Annotated in this window: 15 protein-coding genes; all 15 read left to right on the top strand. The window is 46.3% G+C overall.

The genetic code is table 11. The features are described 5' to 3' along the window. The first annotated feature begins 11 nt into the window (after positions 1-11). Positions 12-935 (top strand): phosphate ABC transporter permease subunit PstC, encoded by a 924-nt coding sequence (pstC, locus tag HUG15_RS17950; protein WP_200124406.1) that lies wholly within the window; start codon positions 12-14, stop codon positions 933-935. Continuing rightward, on the top strand, positions 935-1,819 hold the full coding sequence (gene pstA / locus HUG15_RS17945) for a phosphate ABC transporter permease PstA (RefSeq protein WP_200124404.1): 885 nt from the start codon (positions 935-937) through the stop codon (positions 1,817-1,819). Before pstC ends, pstA begins: the two co-directional genes overlap by 1 nt. Before the next feature lie 6 nt (positions 1,820-1,825). Then, positions 1,826-2,614, top strand: coding sequence for a phosphate ABC transporter ATP-binding protein PstB (pstB, locus tag HUG15_RS17940; protein ID WP_200129043.1), 789 nt, complete (start codon positions 1,826-1,828; stop codon positions 2,612-2,614). Positions 2,615-2,628: 14 nt separating this feature from the next. After that, positions 2,629-3,390, top strand: coding sequence for a phosphate ABC transporter ATP-binding protein PstB (pstB, locus tag HUG15_RS17935; protein WP_200124402.1), 762 nt, complete (start codon positions 2,629-2,631; stop codon positions 3,388-3,390). Positions 3,391-3,402: 12 nt separating this feature from the next. After that, on the top strand, positions 3,403-4,062 hold the full coding sequence (phoU, locus tag HUG15_RS17930) for a phosphate signaling complex protein PhoU (protein ID WP_200124400.1): 660 nt from the start codon (positions 3,403-3,405) through the stop codon (positions 4,060-4,062). Between the two features lie 43 nt (positions 4,063-4,105). Next, entirely contained in the window at positions 4,106-4,825 is a 720-nt protein-coding gene (locus tag HUG15_RS17925) for a response regulator transcription factor (protein ID WP_200124398.1), read from the top strand. Then, a complete protein-coding gene (pnpS, locus tag HUG15_RS17920; protein WP_200124396.1) occupies positions 4,822-6,579 on the top strand; it encodes a two-component system histidine kinase PnpS in 1,758 nt (585 codons plus the stop codon). The genes HUG15_RS17925 and pnpS overlap by 4 nt, the downstream gene beginning before the upstream one ends. 646 nt (positions 6,580-7,225) lie before the next feature. Further along, positions 7,226-9,859: a DNA polymerase I gene (polA, locus tag HUG15_RS17910; protein WP_200124392.1), complete on the top strand. Its 2,634-nt coding sequence runs from the start codon at positions 7,226-7,228 to the stop codon at positions 9,857-9,859. Positions 9,860-9,875: 16 nt separating this feature from the next. Next, positions 9,876-10,700 (top strand): DNA-formamidopyrimidine glycosylase, encoded by an 825-nt coding sequence (gene mutM, locus HUG15_RS17905; RefSeq protein ID WP_200124390.1) that lies wholly within the window; start codon positions 9,876-9,878, stop codon positions 10,698-10,700. A 63-nt stretch (positions 10,701-10,763) separates the two neighbouring features. Beyond that, entirely contained in the window at positions 10,764-11,414 is a 651-nt protein-coding gene (gene ytaF / locus HUG15_RS17900; protein ID WP_200124388.1) for a sporulation membrane protein YtaF, read from the top strand. Between the two features lie 15 nt (positions 11,415-11,429). Continuing rightward, complete coding sequence (gene coaE / locus HUG15_RS17895; protein ID WP_200124386.1) at positions 11,430-12,032, top strand: dephospho-CoA kinase; 603 nt, start codon at positions 11,430-11,432, stop codon at positions 12,030-12,032. A 158-nt stretch (positions 12,033-12,190) separates the two neighbouring features. Then, positions 12,191-13,219, top strand: coding sequence for a glyceraldehyde-3-phosphate dehydrogenase (locus HUG15_RS17890; RefSeq protein WP_200124384.1), 1,029 nt, complete (start codon positions 12,191-12,193; stop codon positions 13,217-13,219). Between the two features lie 127 nt (positions 13,220-13,346). Further along, a complete protein-coding gene (gene nrdR / locus HUG15_RS17885; protein WP_200124382.1) occupies positions 13,347-13,826 on the top strand; it encodes a transcriptional regulator NrdR in 480 nt (159 codons plus the stop codon). After that, complete coding sequence (locus HUG15_RS17880) at positions 13,798-15,243, top strand: replication initiation and membrane attachment family protein (protein ID WP_200124380.1); 1,446 nt, start codon at positions 13,798-13,800, stop codon at positions 15,241-15,243. The genes nrdR and HUG15_RS17880 overlap by 29 nt, the downstream gene beginning before the upstream one ends. Before the next feature lie 6 nt (positions 15,244-15,249). Beyond that, complete coding sequence (gene dnaI / locus HUG15_RS17875; protein WP_200124379.1) at positions 15,250-16,191, top strand: primosomal protein DnaI; 942 nt, start codon at positions 15,250-15,252, stop codon at positions 16,189-16,191. Positions 16,192-16,203: the final 12 nt, after the last annotated feature.

Here is a 16,203-nt window from a genome sequence, read left to right as displayed (position 1 = left end):
TGATAGCGGTTATGCAGACGAACCTTAGAGCGAGTGAGAGGATCGTTCGCAAGTCAAGAAAATTATCCTTGAAAAATTCGGAACGTAACGGAAAAATGATCGTTTATACCGCTGCTTTTCTAACCGTCGTTGCAACCCTTGCGGTGACAATATTTCTGACACAGCGGGGACTGCAATCATTCTATATTAGCGACATAAGCCCACTGGAGTTTTTTGCCTCAACAAATTGGGATCCGGCAGGTGATAATCCGACCTATGGTGCGCTCGTATTTATTTTCGGTTCATTGGCGGTGACGTTAGTTTCAGCGATCATTGTTGCTCCTCTCGGGATTGGAACGGCTATTTTTATGACAGAAATCGCACCTTCTTGGGGAAAAAGAGTGCTTCAGCCCGTGATCGAAATTCTTGTTGGGATTCCTTCTGTTATTTACGGTTATATCGGTTTAACCGTTCTCGTTCCTTTCATTAGGGAACAAGTCGGGGGGAGCGGCTACAGTTTGATGGCCAGCATCGTTGTTGTTTCCGTCATGATATTGCCAACGGTCACGACCTTATCGGCGGATGCGCTTAATCGTTTGCCCGATGGACTTAGAAGCTCCTCGTATGCGTTGGGGGCCACACGTTGGCAAACGATCCGCCGTGTTTTGCTGCCGGCGGCAATCCCCGGACTTTTAACAGCGGTCATTCTCGGTATGGCGCGTGCGATCGGTGAAGCACTTGCCATTCAAATGGTCATTGGCAATACAGAACTTCTCCCCGGATCGCTCCTTGATCCGACGGCAACGATGACAACAATTATTACGCTCAATATGGGGCATACAACGTTTGGGAGTGCTGAAAACAATGTCCTTTGGACATTAGGACTAATCCTCCTTGCGATATCATACTTGTTGGTTATGGCTGTGCGTTTTTTGGGCGCTAGGAGGAAGATGTGATGAATCGAAAACAAACCGATAAATTCGCGACAACCATTTTTACACTTTTTGCCGCTATAATTGTGCTCGTCCTTGCTGCTCTGCTTGGCTATGTGCTTTATCTAGGCATTCAACAAGTAACTTGGGATTTTCTCACGAGTAAATCGAGCAATTTCAGAGCAGGGGGCGGCATTCAGGATCAATTATTTAATTCCTTTTATATTCTGTTATGGACAATGATATTTACGGTGCCGCTCGGTCTTGCCGGGGGGATCTATATGGCGGAATATGCCAAAGGCAATAAACTTACGGCAGTCATACGTGTTTGTATTGAGACACTTGCTTCCTTGCCCTCCATTGTCCTAGGCATGTTCGGGTTGCTCGTTTTCGTCAATACGTTCAACATTGGATATTCCGTATTGTCGGGGGCATTAACGCTCACCATTTTTAATTTACCGATTATGATCAGGACATGTGAAAATGCCATCCGTTCCGTACCGCTGCAACAAAAAGAAGCGGGACTGGCGCTTGGATACACCCATTGGCGTACAACCACGACCGTTTTATTGCCGAGCGCTTTTCCATCGATTTTGACCGGGATTATATTATCCTGTGGCCTTGTGTTCGGCGAAGCAGCCGCTTTGCTGTATAGCGCAGGCATGACAACACCGAACCTTGATTTTGGAAATTGGAATCCGTTTTCGGGGACGTCACCTTTAAATATAATGCGTCCTGCGGAAACCCTTTCCGTGCATGTCTGGAAAGTGAACAGCGAGGGCATTATTCCGGACATTCGTGACGTTGCGGACGGTGGGGCAGCCGTGCTTGTCACCACGATCCTGATTTTCAACATTAGCGCCCGCATGCTTGGTTCATGGATTCATAGAAAATTAACCTCAAAATAAGGAGAGATAGGTTTGGTTACAGTCGCTCAGCCTGAAACGATAGAAACGGCGCTCGACGTTCGAGGAATCAATATTTTTTACGGAGCCAAGCAAGCCATTCATGATATAGATTTAACGATAAAAAAACATGAAGTAACTGCGTTAATCGGACCGTCGGGTTGCGGAAAATCAACGTTTTTGCGTTCGATTAACCGGATGAACGATGATGTCCCCGGGTTTCGTGCCGAAGGCCTCATTCAATACGATGACATCAATTTGTTGGCTGACAATATTGATACGGTTGCCTTACGAAAAGAAATCGGCATGGTCTTTCAAAATCCAAACCCATTTCCGAGATCAATCGCAAAAAACATCACGCAACCATTGAAAGAGCACGGGATTAGATCTAAACGGAAACAGGCGGGGAAAGTAGAAACGTATCTTAAACAGGTGGGGCTTTGGAAAGAAGTATACGATCGGCTCGATACATCCGCCTATTCCCTTTCCGGCGGTCAGCAGCAACGTCTGTGCATCGCGCGGTCGTTATGCATCCAACCGGAAGTGATGTTGCTGGACGAGCCGGCTTCTGCCCTGGATCCGATCGCGACAGCGAAAATCGAAGATCTGCTCTTGCAATTAAAGGAACACTACACGATTATCATCGTCACTCACAATCTCCAACAGGCAGCACGAGTGGCAGATTCGACCGCATTTTTTTATCAAGGGGAAGTCGTTGAGCATACAAAGACGGAGCAGTTTTTTTCAAACCCGAAAGAAAAACGCAGCGAAGACTATATATCCGGACGTTTTGGGTGACGGAGGGAGAACTATTGACTGAGCCCATTTTTAAAACGGAAAACCTTAAAGTTGCTTACGGAAAAAACCAAATCATTCACGGCATTGACTGGGATATTGCCGAAGGGGAGGTGACCGCGCTCATCGGTCCATCCGGGTGTGGGAAATCCACCTTTTTAAAAACGCTCAACCTCCTAATTCGTTCCATGTCTGACGATGTGAAGTTAAGTGGGTCCATTACTTTTTCCGGAAAGAATATTCTCAATGATAAAATCGACGCGATTGACTTGCGAAAACAAATTGGCATGGTCTTTCAACAACCTAATCCTTTTCCTAAGAGTATTTTCGAAAATGTGGCCTATGGCCCGCGTGTTCATGGAATTAAAAAGAAACGACAATTGCAAGAGATCGTCGAACAAACATTGACCGAAGCGTATTTATGGGATGAAGTGAAGGATCGTCTTGATGATTCTGCCCTTGCCCTCTCCGGCGGCCAGCAACAGCGGCTGTGCATCGCCCGTGCCCTTGCCACCAAACCGGATGTACTGTTGATGGACGAACCAACGTCTGCCCTTGACCCTATCTCCACACTAGGGATTGAAGATTTGATAAGGAAACTGGATGGTCAATACAGCGTGATCCTGGTAACCCATCAGATGGAACAAGCAGCTCGGGTGTCCGATACAACGGCCTTTCTATACATGGGTGAATTAATTGAGACGAATAAAACGAGCCAGTTGTTTTCTAATCCTTCTGAAAAGCAAACGGAAGACTATATCACTGGAAAATTCGGATAAGGAGGCTGAGTGATGACGCCTAGACAACCATTAACGGAAGAACTGGACCGTTTAAGCCTTGAAATCAGAAACATGGGCCGACTCGCCTATGATTCCGTAAAACAATCTTTGCAAGCGATGAATCAGCAAGACCTGGCATTGGCGGAGTCCGTCATCGCGCTTGACCAAGATCTCAATCAAAACGAAGCGCGCCTGGATGAAGGGGCAGTGAACGTCATCGCGACGCAACAACCCGTTGCCACCGACCTTCGTAAAGTGCTAGCCTTTATTAAAGTAGCCTCGGATTTGGAACGGATCGGAGATCTTGCCGTTGAAGTGGCAAAGTCCGTTATACAAATCGAAAACCAGGATATCACTGCCGAAGGAAGAACGTTAGAGAAGATGGGAGAAGATGCCTTAGAGATGATTGTACAATCATTGCAGTCCTTCCGGGAATTGGATGTAACTAAAGCGTTGGAATTGGAAAAAATGGATCATCGGTTGGATGAGCAATACGAACAAATGATACACACACTCATGAGCCATGTCCGTGCAGACCAAGCGTCTGCACCACAATTGTTGCAGCTGGCCTATATTGTGCGGTCGATTGAGCGTATAGGCGATCACTGCACAAATATTTCCGAGCAAGTATTGTTTGTTGAAAAAGGCGAACGCTATGATCTCAATCCATAGTTATAGTAAGATATAGATAGATGGTGAATGAAGGGGCGAGGCTATGGCTTACAAATTGTTGGTCGTAGATGATGAAGAATCCATTATCACGCTATTAACCTACAACCTTGAAAAAGAAGGATATGATGTTGATAGCGCAAGTGATGGGCACACAGCAGTGGAATTGGCAATGGCGCACACGTACGATCTTATTGTGCTCGACTTGATGCTACCCGGGATGGATGGGCTAGAGGTTTGCCGGCATCTGAGGGAACAAAAGGTGAACGCGCCCATTCTCATGTTAACGGCTAAAGATGAAGAATTTGATAAAGTTTTGGGGTTGGAACTCGGTGCCGATGATTATATGACGAAACCGTTCAGTCCCAGGGAGCTGGTCGCGCGGGTGCGCGCCATTATTCGCCGGGTGGAACAGGCAGGTACAATGAACGCTCCGGGTGTTGAGACGGATCAAAAGAAGGAAGTTCTTGGTGATATTGACATTTACCCGGATCATCATGAAGCCTATGTTAATAAGAATCAACTTGAGCTCACGCCGAAGGAGTTCGAATTGTTACTGTACTTAATTCATCACCGCGGACGGGTGCTTACGAGGGATCAACTACTGAACGCAGTCTGGAATTATGAATTTGTGGGAGATTCACGGATTGTTGATGTGCATATTAGCCATTTAAGGGAAAAAATAGAACCGGAGACAAAAAAACCTTCCTACATAAAAACGGTACGGGGCATTGGCTACAAAATGGAAAGCCCGGATAAACAATGAATACTTTTCGTTCCCGTTTGATGGCTTCTTTGTTGATCATTATTTTACTTACGCTCGCGGCTTTAGGGTTTCTCATTGGTCAATTGATCAATGATTTCTATATGGACGAAACGGTGGATCGTCTACAAAAAGAAGCGCGAATGATCGCCTCTGTTGCTCAAGAAAGCGAGGAAGATCTGCAAACACTAAGTGAAGAGATCGGTATACAACTGGATTTACGCGTGACGTTCATTGCTGAAGATGGAGAGGTCATCGCGGAGTCCTCTGACGTTGAAGGCGACGAAATGGAAAGCCACCTTAATCGGGAAGAAATTCTATTGGCCGGGAGCCCCGAAGGGGCAACCATTCGCGATAGTGAAACCGTCGGAAGAAGTCTGCTCTATTATGCTCACCCAATAGGGGAAGGCGATACCAATGAAGGTTACGTAAGACTAGCGCTCCCCATCGATGCTGTTCAGGAAGCAACCGGTCAAATGTGGATCATAATCGCCGTTGGTTTTCTGGTTGCCCTTATCATCATCGTTGTTTTGGGCTATCGGGTGACGCAAAGGCTTACGCGCCCCATTAGCCAGGTGACGGGTATGGCCAATGAACTTGCAAAAGGAAACTATCATGCACGAACACATGATGAGGCAAGCGATGAACTGGGACAATTAACCCGATCTGTTAATACGTTGGCCTACAATCTGCAAAAAACAACGTCAAACTATGAGCGCCAACAAGAAAACTTGGAAGCTTTAATTGATAACATGGGTAGCGGTCTCTTGTTCATTGATGGCCGAGGCCATATAACACTCGCGAACCGTATGTGTGATGACATTTTTCAAGCGGATACAAGTGAATGGTTGGAACATCTTTATTATGATTGCATTCATGATCATAATTTCGTTCAATTCATTCAGCGTGTCTTTTTAACCGAGACACATGCGCATGAGCAATTGTATTTTGACGATGGCTGGTCTGTAAAGCATTATGAAGCTTACGGAACGCCGGTCACTAATAGCAAAAGCCAATTACACGGTGTGGTCGTGGTCTTGCATGATATCACAGGTTTGAAACGGCTGGAAGAGATACGGAAAGATTTTGTGGCCAATGTTTCCCATGAATTAAAGACGCCGGTCACGTCACTTAAAGGGTTCGCTGAAACATTGCTCAGTGAGTCGATGGAGAATCAGGATGTTCAACGACAGTTTTTGGAAATAATCTGGAAGGAAAGTGATCGCCTTCAAGATTTGGTGAGCGATTTGCTCGAGTTGTCACGCATTGAAACTCACAACTTCCAGTTGAATTTACAACCGATCGCTCTCTCGAAAATCGGAGCGGAAACAGAGCGTTTATTAAGAAAAAAAGCAGGTGACAAATCGTTACAATTTAACTTTTCGAGTGAGGGGAACACGGAAATGATTGGTGATGCGTCTCGGATAAAGCAAATACTCTTGAACTTGCTAACGAACGCTATCGCATACACCGGAGAAGGTGGGGAAGTAAAGCTAAATATTCACGGGGAAGCCGAGTTCATCGTCTGTCGAGTGAGTGATACAGGGATAGGTATTGAAAAACAGGACCTCCCGCGCATATTCGAACGCTTTTATCGCGTTGACAAAGCACGGAGTCGCAACCTGGGCGGCACAGGCCTGGGCTTAGCCATCGTTAAACACTTATTGGAGGCGCATGAAGGTACAATTGAGGCAAAGAGCGAACCGAGCGTGGGCACGACGTTTACGATTCGTTTTCCGAAAGAATGGAATGGCTGATAAATCGTTTGTTTTGGCTGATATATTGGTGATTTCGGCTCATATATTGCAAAACTTGGCTGATAAAGTGGCGTTTTCGGCTGATAAACGATCCGGCGAAGACGCCTCGAACTTGCCATGCACACGCCATCCTCTTTTTGTTATAATAAAAGAAAACATTTGATCGTTATGAAGAGAGGCCAAGCGGTGAAAAAAAGTGAATCCATGACCGCCATGGAACTGATTGATAAGTTGATATAGAAAAGACGGGTGATTTACTCCGTTAAACAAACAAGGATAAATGCTCTGGGGCTCATTCATTACGGGGTTAGGACTCGAACAGCCTTGAAAAACCGGGTTAAAGGGTCACTAACCGAGTTATTAGCACCCAAACAGAGGTGAAAACCACGCTCGAAGGGTCACTAACCATGCAATTAACACCCGAACAGCCAGCGGACACCGATTAAAGGGTCGCTAACCTGAATATATATCAAAAGTTACAGGGTTGCCCATTAATAACATTAAAGAACTCGATCAATAATAAAGATATAGTATATAAACCAATAACATCCCCCATCTCCGGGGGATGTTATTTATGTTCACGAGGGTCAATTATGATAGAATAAAATCATGATATACAGGTTGGCCGAAAGGAGCCTTGCGATTTATGAATAAACTCGTGCTTGTAGACGGAAATAGCGTGGCATACCGTGCTTTTTATGCCCTGCCCCTCTTATCGAATGATAAAGGGGTCTACACAAACGCCGTCTATGGATTTACAACGATGCTGCTTAAAATTTTGGAGGAAGAACAACCGACGCACATGCTTATCGCGTTTGATGCCGGGAAAACAACCTTCCGACATGAACAATTCGAAGACTATAAAAGCGATCGCCAGAAAACGCCGCCGGAGCTTTCGGAACAACTGCCGATCATTCAAGAAATTTTACAGTCGTTTACGATTAACTCCGTTCAGGTCGAGTTATATGAAGCAGATGATATTATCGGGACGCTTGCCAAACGTGCAGAAGACGAGAACTGGCAGGTTCGCATCTACACCGGAGATAAGGACTTGCTTCAGCTCGTGACCGACAGGACGCACGTTGCGATTACGAAAAAGGGCATTACGAATGTTGATTGGTATGACACCGACGCAATCGCTGAACGGTATGGCATACCGGCCACACACATTCCTGATATGAAAGGGCTCGGCGGGGATTCATCGGATAATATCCCGGGCGTCCCCAAAATCGGTGAAAAAACAGCCCTTAAATTATTGGCTGAATATGGCAATATTGAAGACGTTCTGGACCATGCCGATGATGTATCCGGTCCGAAAATGAGGGAACGGCTGAAAGAATACCGGGAACAAGCCCTTATGAGCAAGCAATTGGCGGTCATTAACCGGGAAGCACCAGTTGATTTGGGGCTGGACCGTCTTTCTTATGAAGGGTATGACAGTAAAGCAGTGCGGCAGCTTTTTAAAGAATACGGGTTCAATTCTTTAATGAACCAAATTGCGACTGACGAGGATATAGAAGAAGAGGAAGCGGCACTTGAGGAATTTGAATTCCAACATATGGAAAATATTACAGATGAAATGCTCGCGTCACCGGCGGCTCTTATTGTCGAAGTGCCGGTAGAGAATTACCACAATGCCGATATTTGGGGCGTCGGCATTGTAAATGAAAACGGATCATTCACCGTCCCCGCGGAGACCGCACTCACAACGGATGCTTTTCGTGATTGGTTAGCCGATGAAAAAAAAGAAAAGTACTTATTTGACGCCAAGCGCGTCATCGTCGCTTTGGGATGGAAGAATATCGCGCTCAAAGGCGTGCCTTTCGATGCTCTCATTGCATCGTATCTCTTGGATCCTTCTTTATCGGCGCACGACATGGCGGATATTGCTGAACGGCGGGGCTTACACACGGTTTTAGCGGATGAAAGCGTGTATGGGAAAGGCGCGAAGTTTAGCAAGCCTGAGGCCGCGACGCTCAACGACCATTTGGCTCGTAAAGCGGCTACGCTTTGGAAAATAGAGGGAGCCCTTCGTTCCGAGTTGGATGAAAATGAACAAAGCGGCTTGTTTTCAACGTTGGAGCTTCCCTTATCATTAGTGCTCGCGGAAATGGAGCTGCAGGGGATCGCGACAGATGAACAACAGTTGATTGATATGGGTGAGGAACTTGACGAGCGCCTGCAGTCGCTCGAACAAGACATCCATTCCCTTGCCGGTGAAATGTTCAATATTAATTCCCCGAAACAATTGGGGCCGATTCTTTTTGAGAAGCTTGAACTTCCGGTCATCAAGAAAACGAAAACCGGGTATTCCACTGCTGCCGACGTTCTCGAAAAGCTTGCCGATGAACACGAAATCATTCCGAAACTTTTGCACTACCGGCAAGTGATGAAACTCAAATCGACGTATATCGAGGGGCTTCTTAAGGTTATTCATGCAGATACGCACAAAATCCACACGCGTTTTAACCAAGCCATCACGCAGACGGGCCGTTTGAGTTCGGCTGAACCGAATTTGCAAAACATCCCGATTCGCCTTGAAGAAGGAAGAAAAATACGCAAAGCCTTTGTTCCTTCAGAACCCGAATGGGTGATTTTGGCTGCTGATTATTCACAAATTGAATTGCGTGTTCTTGCCCATATGTCCGGTGATGAAAAATTAAAAGCGGCTTTTCACGAAGGACAAGATATTCATACGCAAACAGCAATGGATGTGTTTGACGTTGGAAAAGAGGAAGTTACCGACACGATGCGTCGTCAGGCGAAAGCGGTGAATTTCGGAATCGTCTATGGCATTAGCGATTATGGTTTATCCCAAAATCTCGGGATCACAAGAAAAGAAGCCCAATCGTTTATTGACCGTTATTTTGAAAGTTATCCGAACGTGAAGAAATACATGGATGAAGCTGTGCTCCATGCGCGAGATGAAGGTTATGTTACGACTCTGTTAAAGCGCCGGCGTTATCTCCCCGAGATTAACGACCGAAATTTTAACCGCAGAAGTTTCGCGGAACGAACAGCGATGAATACGCCCATTCAAGGAACGGCTGCCGACATCATTAAAAAAGCTATGGTTGATGTAGCAGATGATTTGAAGAGACAAGGATTGCAAAGTCGCCTGCTGTTACAAGTTCATGACGAGCTGATTTTTGAGGTTCCGCCAACAGAAATCGAACAAATGGAAACGCTCGTCACCGAGACAATGACGGGAACAATTGCCCTTGATGTGCCGCTTATCGTTGATGTGGCGTATGGGGAAACTTGGTACGAAGCGAAGTGAGGAGAAACGAGAAGGTATGCCAGAATTGCCAGAAGTGGAAATCGTAAGGAGAACATTAACGAAACTCGTGCAAAATAAGCAAATTGTCGATGTTGAGGTCGGATGGCCGAAGATGATAAAGGAACCGGATGATGTGGAGGCGTTTCGTCTTTTTCTCGCGGGACAAACGATTCAACAGATCGGTCGAAAGGGAAAGTTTTTGATCTTTGGTTTGGATGATTATGCGCTTGTCTCCCATTTACGCATGGAAGGGAAATACAGCCTAAGTGAGGAAGCGCCAACGAAACACACGCATGTACGATTTTTTCTTCACGATAACAGTGAACTTCATTATAACGATGTGCGTAAATTTGGGACGATGCATTTGTTTCCGAAGGGCAGAGAAATGAGCGTTGCACCGTTGGCAAAGTTAGGGCCGGAACCGATGGATCCTTCCTTCAAACCTCCTTACCTACGGGAAAAATTCACGAAAACGACCCGCAATGTGAAAGCCGTGTTGCTAGACCAATCCGCGGTTGCCGGACTTGGCAACATCTATGTAGATGAGGCGTTGTTTCGCGCCGGGATTTTTCCCGGCCATCCGGCCGCGTCGCTTGATGAAAACGCAATTTTGCGGGTTCATCGTGAAACAATCGTAACCTTGGAAGCGGCCATCGAAGCCGGAGGTTCTTCCATTCGTTCCTATCTAAATGGCAACGGGGAAATGGGGTATTTTCAGCAACAATTGTATGTATATGGCCGTAAAGGGCAACCGTGCAAAATGTGTGAGGGGGAAATTGAACGAACAATCGTCGCCGGGCGCGGAACGCACTATTGCCCAAATTGCCAGCCTTCGGTTTGAAGTACATTGGATGGGCTCCTGTCATAGGCTATCTTAAATAGATAGCTGGAGGGAGCATGTCTGATGGAAGGCTGGGTCGCGTTACTCGTGCTTGCGTTCGCGGTTAGTGTAGATGCATTCGGAGTTGGCATGACGTACGGCATGCGCAAGCTTAAAATCTCCATGTTGCCGGTTGTACTTATCGGTTTATGTTCATTTATATCTGCTTTAATGGCGGGTTTGTTCGCGGGAGTGGTTTTCCAATATATCCCCGCCCATTTTGCCGATTACCTGGGAGGCATCATTCTTATCGCGATCGGTGCATGGGCAATTTATCAAGGAATACGGCCGAATGAACAGCCACAAAGACCGCCCGTCCGTAAAAATAAAGAAGGGACGATGGTCAACTGGGAAATTAAAAAATTGGGCCTTGTCATCCAAGTGTTGCGAAAGCCGACTACTGCCGATATGGATGGTTCAGGGACGATTTCCGTTAAAGAAGCGATGCTCTTAGGATTTGCGCTCGCCTTGGATGCTTTTGGGGCCGGTTTTGGAGTCGCGATGCTTGGATATCCGGTGCTTGTCTTTGCGGTGTTCGTTTTCGTTATGTGCTCGATATTTTTAGTTCTTGGAAAAAAAGGCGGTTTTAAACTTTCCGGCCGAAAAGCCGTCGATAAACTCGTTTTTTTGCCCGGGTTGCTTATCGTTTGCATCGGATTGTCTAATTTTATCTAAAAAGGGAAGGGTAATATGATCATAGGACTCACCGGCGGTATTGCCAGCGGGAAAAGTTTACTTGCGGATTATATGCGGGCTTGGGATCTGCCGATCATCGATGCGGACGCGGTAGCCCGGGAGGTCGTCGAGCCCGGGCAACCGGCATACGAGGAAATCAAAGATTATTTCGGAAATGATGTTTTTCACGATGATGGCACGTTGGACCGCAAGGCGCTCGGCAGCATTATTTTTGCCGACAAAGAAAAACGGAATCGTCTCAATAAGATCACACATCCGGCGATTCAAAAGGAAATGATGAACAAAAAAGAAGCACTGATCAACGAGGGCAATCGAACGCTTATTTTCGATATCCCTTTGCTTGTAGAGAATGGAAGAATGAATACGGTGGATCGTGTGCTGCTTGCGTGTGTCAGTGAGGATGTGCAATTAAAACGGCTGATGGAACGGGACGGGAGTACGAAAGAAGAGGCGCTTGAACGGATACGTTCGCAAATGCCATTAAAGGAGAAAAAAGATTACGCGGATGCGGTTGTCGATAACGACGGCAGCCGCGCCGAATCAAAAAATCAATTGCTACATATTCTAACGGAATGGGGGGTGGAGGTTGAGGATTAAATCCCCTCTCGTCATCATAAGACATGTCTAAAAAGTATCAGAACGATTAGGTTAATGAGTTTTTTTTAACCATAAACATCGTACGAGCGATTGTTATATGATATACTAATCGATATAATGAAGCTAATTAGTATATCATAAATTGGGAGGCAATCAAGATGAGTGCAACCGTGGCGATTAATGGTTTCGGCCGTATAGGGAGAATGGCATTTCGCAGGGCTTTTTTTGATGATACGCTAAATATTGTTGCTGTGAATGCGACGTATCCACCGCAAACACTCGCGCATTTACTCAAGCATGATACGGTTCATGGGCGATTTGAAGCGACAGTGGAGGCCAATGATGAAGCCATTATCGTGAATGGAAAAGAAATTAAAATCGTACAATCCCGGGATCCGTTGAAGTTGCCTTGGGATGATCTGGATATTGACGTGGTTATTGAATCCACCGGAAAATTTAAAACAAGAGAGGGCGCTGGAGCCCATTTGAAGGCAGGAGCAAAAAAGGTCGTAATCACGGCCCCCGGAAAAGATGAGGACGCAACGATCGTCATTGGCGTAAATGATGAAGATTATGATGATGAGCATCATCACATTCTTTCCAATGCCTCTTGTACAACGAATTGCCTGGCACCGGTTGTTAAAACATTGGATGAAGCGTTCGGCATCGAGAGCGGTTTAATGACAACGGTCCATTCGTATACGAACGACCAAAAAAATATTGATAATCCACATAAAGACTTGCGTCGGGCAAGAGCTTGCGGTCAATCCATTATTCCGACGACGACCGGAGCGGCTAAAGCCATTTCAAAGGTTCTGCCTCATCTTGAAGGAAAGTTGAACGGATCGGCGTTACGGGTGCCGACACCGAATGTTTCTTTGGTGGACCTTGTTTGTGATTTGAAGACAGAGGTGACAGAGACAGCAGTTAATGATGCATTTCGTGCGGCAGCGAACAAAGAAATGAAAGGAATTCTGGCTTCTTCGGATGAGCCTCTCGTTTCCGTCGATTATAACGGAAATGACCATTCCTCGATTATCGACGAATTGTCGACGATGGTCATTAACCGTCGGCAAGTAAAAGTGCTGGCCTGGTACGATAATGAATGGGGTTATGCATGCCGGGTCGTTGATCTTGTACGTCTCATTGCACAAAAAGCAGCGAAAACTTCAACGGTCAATGGATAAACCACTGCCATAAAAAGGCGTTCAACGAAGGTTGGGCGTCTTTTTACATACAAATTCCTTACTTCCAAAACAGGGAACGAAAATGATATGATAAACTATAATCAATGGATGAAATGGAGGTTTTTCGATGCGCTGTCCGGCCTGTCAAGCAAACGGTGCCCGCGTCCTCGATTCGCGCCCGCATGACGACCATAAGTCGATCCGACGTCGCAGGGAATGCGAGTCATGTTTCCATCGGTTTACAACGTTTGAAGTTGTGGAAGTTACGCCACTCATCATTGTAAAAAAAGATGGAAATCGCGAAGAGTTTAGCCGTGAGAAAATGTTGCGTGGACTTATTCGCGCGTGCGAAAAGCGGCCGGTTGCGCTTGAAAAACTAGAAGGTATTGTCACAAAAGTAGAGGCCGAGTTAAGAAATGACGGAGAGGCCGAAGTGTCCAGTCACTCGGTAGGTGAGCAGGTTATGAAACACTTGGCAAAAATTGACGATGTGGCGTATGTTCGCTTTGCCTCTGTTTATCGTCAATTTAAAGATATCAATGTTTTCATCAATGAATTGGAAGAACTGATGAATCAAAATGAGGAAAACGGATCTGAAAAGAGATGATGTACACATGGAAGGCTCCTGGAAGCATGTGTTACCTGTGGATGGTTTACGTGTGCGTATGACTCAAGATTCCAGAGCGACAGACAAACAAGTGCTTACGCAACTCTATCAACCATTGATCGGGGCTCAAGCCGTGAATCTCTATCAAACGCTCTATCATCGTTTGACACGCGGGGTGTATGAATGTGAAGGGACGACGCATCGTGAACTCATGATTGTCACCGGCGAAAACTTGTCGACGCTTTTGGAAGCCCGCCGAAAACTCGAGGGCATCGGGCTTTTAAAAACATACGCATTGGCGGTGAGTGAAGACGAAGATCGGCAATTTTCTTATGAGCTTCTTCCGCCCATGTCCCCGCAAGCATTTTTTTCCGACGATGTCCTTAGTGTTTTTTTATACAACCGCACGGGGAAGAATAAATACCGCCGCTTGCGGCAACAGTTTATCATTCCCGACATGGAAGGCGACTGGTCGGAAGTGACCGCTTCCTTTAATGATGTGTTTACCTCTCTTCACCCTTCGGAACTTATCCCGAATGCTGGGCAATGGAAAAGCGAAAGCAATGAGCCCCTCGTGACAGGTCCTGAGAGCCCTGAGGTTGCTATACAGGAGAATTTTTTTGATTTCGATCTTTTATATCAGCGCTTGCCATCTTTTTTTAACCGTGAAGTGCTTCTGACCGCCGATGTGAGACAGGCAGTTAGCCGCCTTGCATTTGTCTACCGTGTCGATGCTGCTTCCATGAGCCAGCTTATTCAGCAGGCGCTTGTGGGCGATGAAGAAGTGGATATTCACCGCTTGCGAAAAAAGGTCCAGGAATGGTATCGAATGTCTTATGGACAGTCCCCTCCGGCACTCGGTTTACGGACGGATCAACCTGACGAGACGTCGGAAAAGAAAGGCGCGACCAAAGAACCGTTGGATGAAGCGAGCGCGGCGATTCGTTACTATGAAACAACCGCCCCTTTAACGTTGCTTGCAAGTTTTCCGGATAAGGGTGCAAAAGTGCCTCCAGCGGATGCGCGTTTGGCGGAATCGTTGCTTTTTGATTATCAGCTGAACCCGGGCGTGGCGAACGTGCTGATTGATTATGTGATGCGGGTGAACGACCGTAAACTTGACAGAAATCACGTCGAGAAAATCGCGGGTCACTGGTCGAGAGAAAACTTGAAAACGGTCGAAGAGGCAATGGAACTTGCCAAAAAAGAGTATAAAGGCAAGGGAACAAAACAACAAAAAAGAACCAATACCAATACCAAGACACAGCAACAGAAAAAACAAAATCAACGCAAAGAGCGTTTGCCGAAGTGGTTGACCGGTGAAATGGCGGAAGCAAGCGACGAAGAAAAACGAAAACGCGTCAATGAGAAGCGCGAAAAAATCCAGTCGCTTTTACAGCAGCATCGAAAGGAATGACGCAAAATGGAACCCATACAAACGTCATTAAAAAAATATATGAAAGATGCCGGCTGGGAAGATGCGCTCGAACGAGTGCAACAGACCGTGTTGAACGACACGCGTGTGAGCGGCTGGCTTGACGAGAACGGCAAGGCGTTAAATGAAGATGCGATTGCCCAAGGAAGGACGGCATTGCTTGAATACAAGAATTCCTGGCGGAATTGCGATCGATGCCCGGGGTTGGCAAATTGTCCGAATCCGATGCCGGGTTATCAACCGGAATTATACCCTGAACATGGCCAGATTCAAATGCGCTATCATCCTTGTCCGTTGCAGATTGCGTCGGATCGTCAAAAACAGCAAGAATCCCTTGTGAAAAGCCTGTATGTATCCGAGGAATTTAAAAAAGCAAGCTTTGAAAATATGGAAATTGATGATACGGATGACACGAGAGCGACGGCTTTGGCGACTGCGCTTGAATTTGAACGGGAGGCAAACCCTGGAGAAAATGGGCAAGGCTTATATTTACACGGGATGTTCGGAGTCGGAAAGACGTATTTAATCGCTGCGATCGCGAATGCTCTGGCAGAGCGAAAAATTCAATCCTTGCTCGTGTATGCGCCTGAATTTTTTCGCGAGATGCGCCAAGCAGTCGGAGAGGGGAATGTGAGTGAAAAAATCGACGCCGTGAAACGTGTGCCGGTGCTTATGCTCGATGATATCGGTGCGGAGACGATGTCAAACTGGATTCGCGACGATGTCCTAGGGGCGATTTTGCAATATCGGATGACTGCAAAACTGCCTACAATTTTTACGTCGAACTGGGACTACGAAGAATTGGAAGACCATCTTTCCTATTCCAACAAAGGTGGGGAAGAGAGGATGAAAGCGAAACGCATTATGGAACGCATTCGTCCGTTTACGAAACAACTGTATCTATCGGGCCGTAATCGCAGGGAGACGTAATCTGTTCTAAAT

It is taken from the genome of Salicibibacter cibarius, from assembly GCF_016495725.1.
Lineage (GTDB): Bacteria > Bacillota > Bacilli > Bacillales > Marinococcaceae > Salicibibacter > Salicibibacter cibarius.
This window is presented reverse-complemented; position numbering and strand designations above follow the sequence as displayed.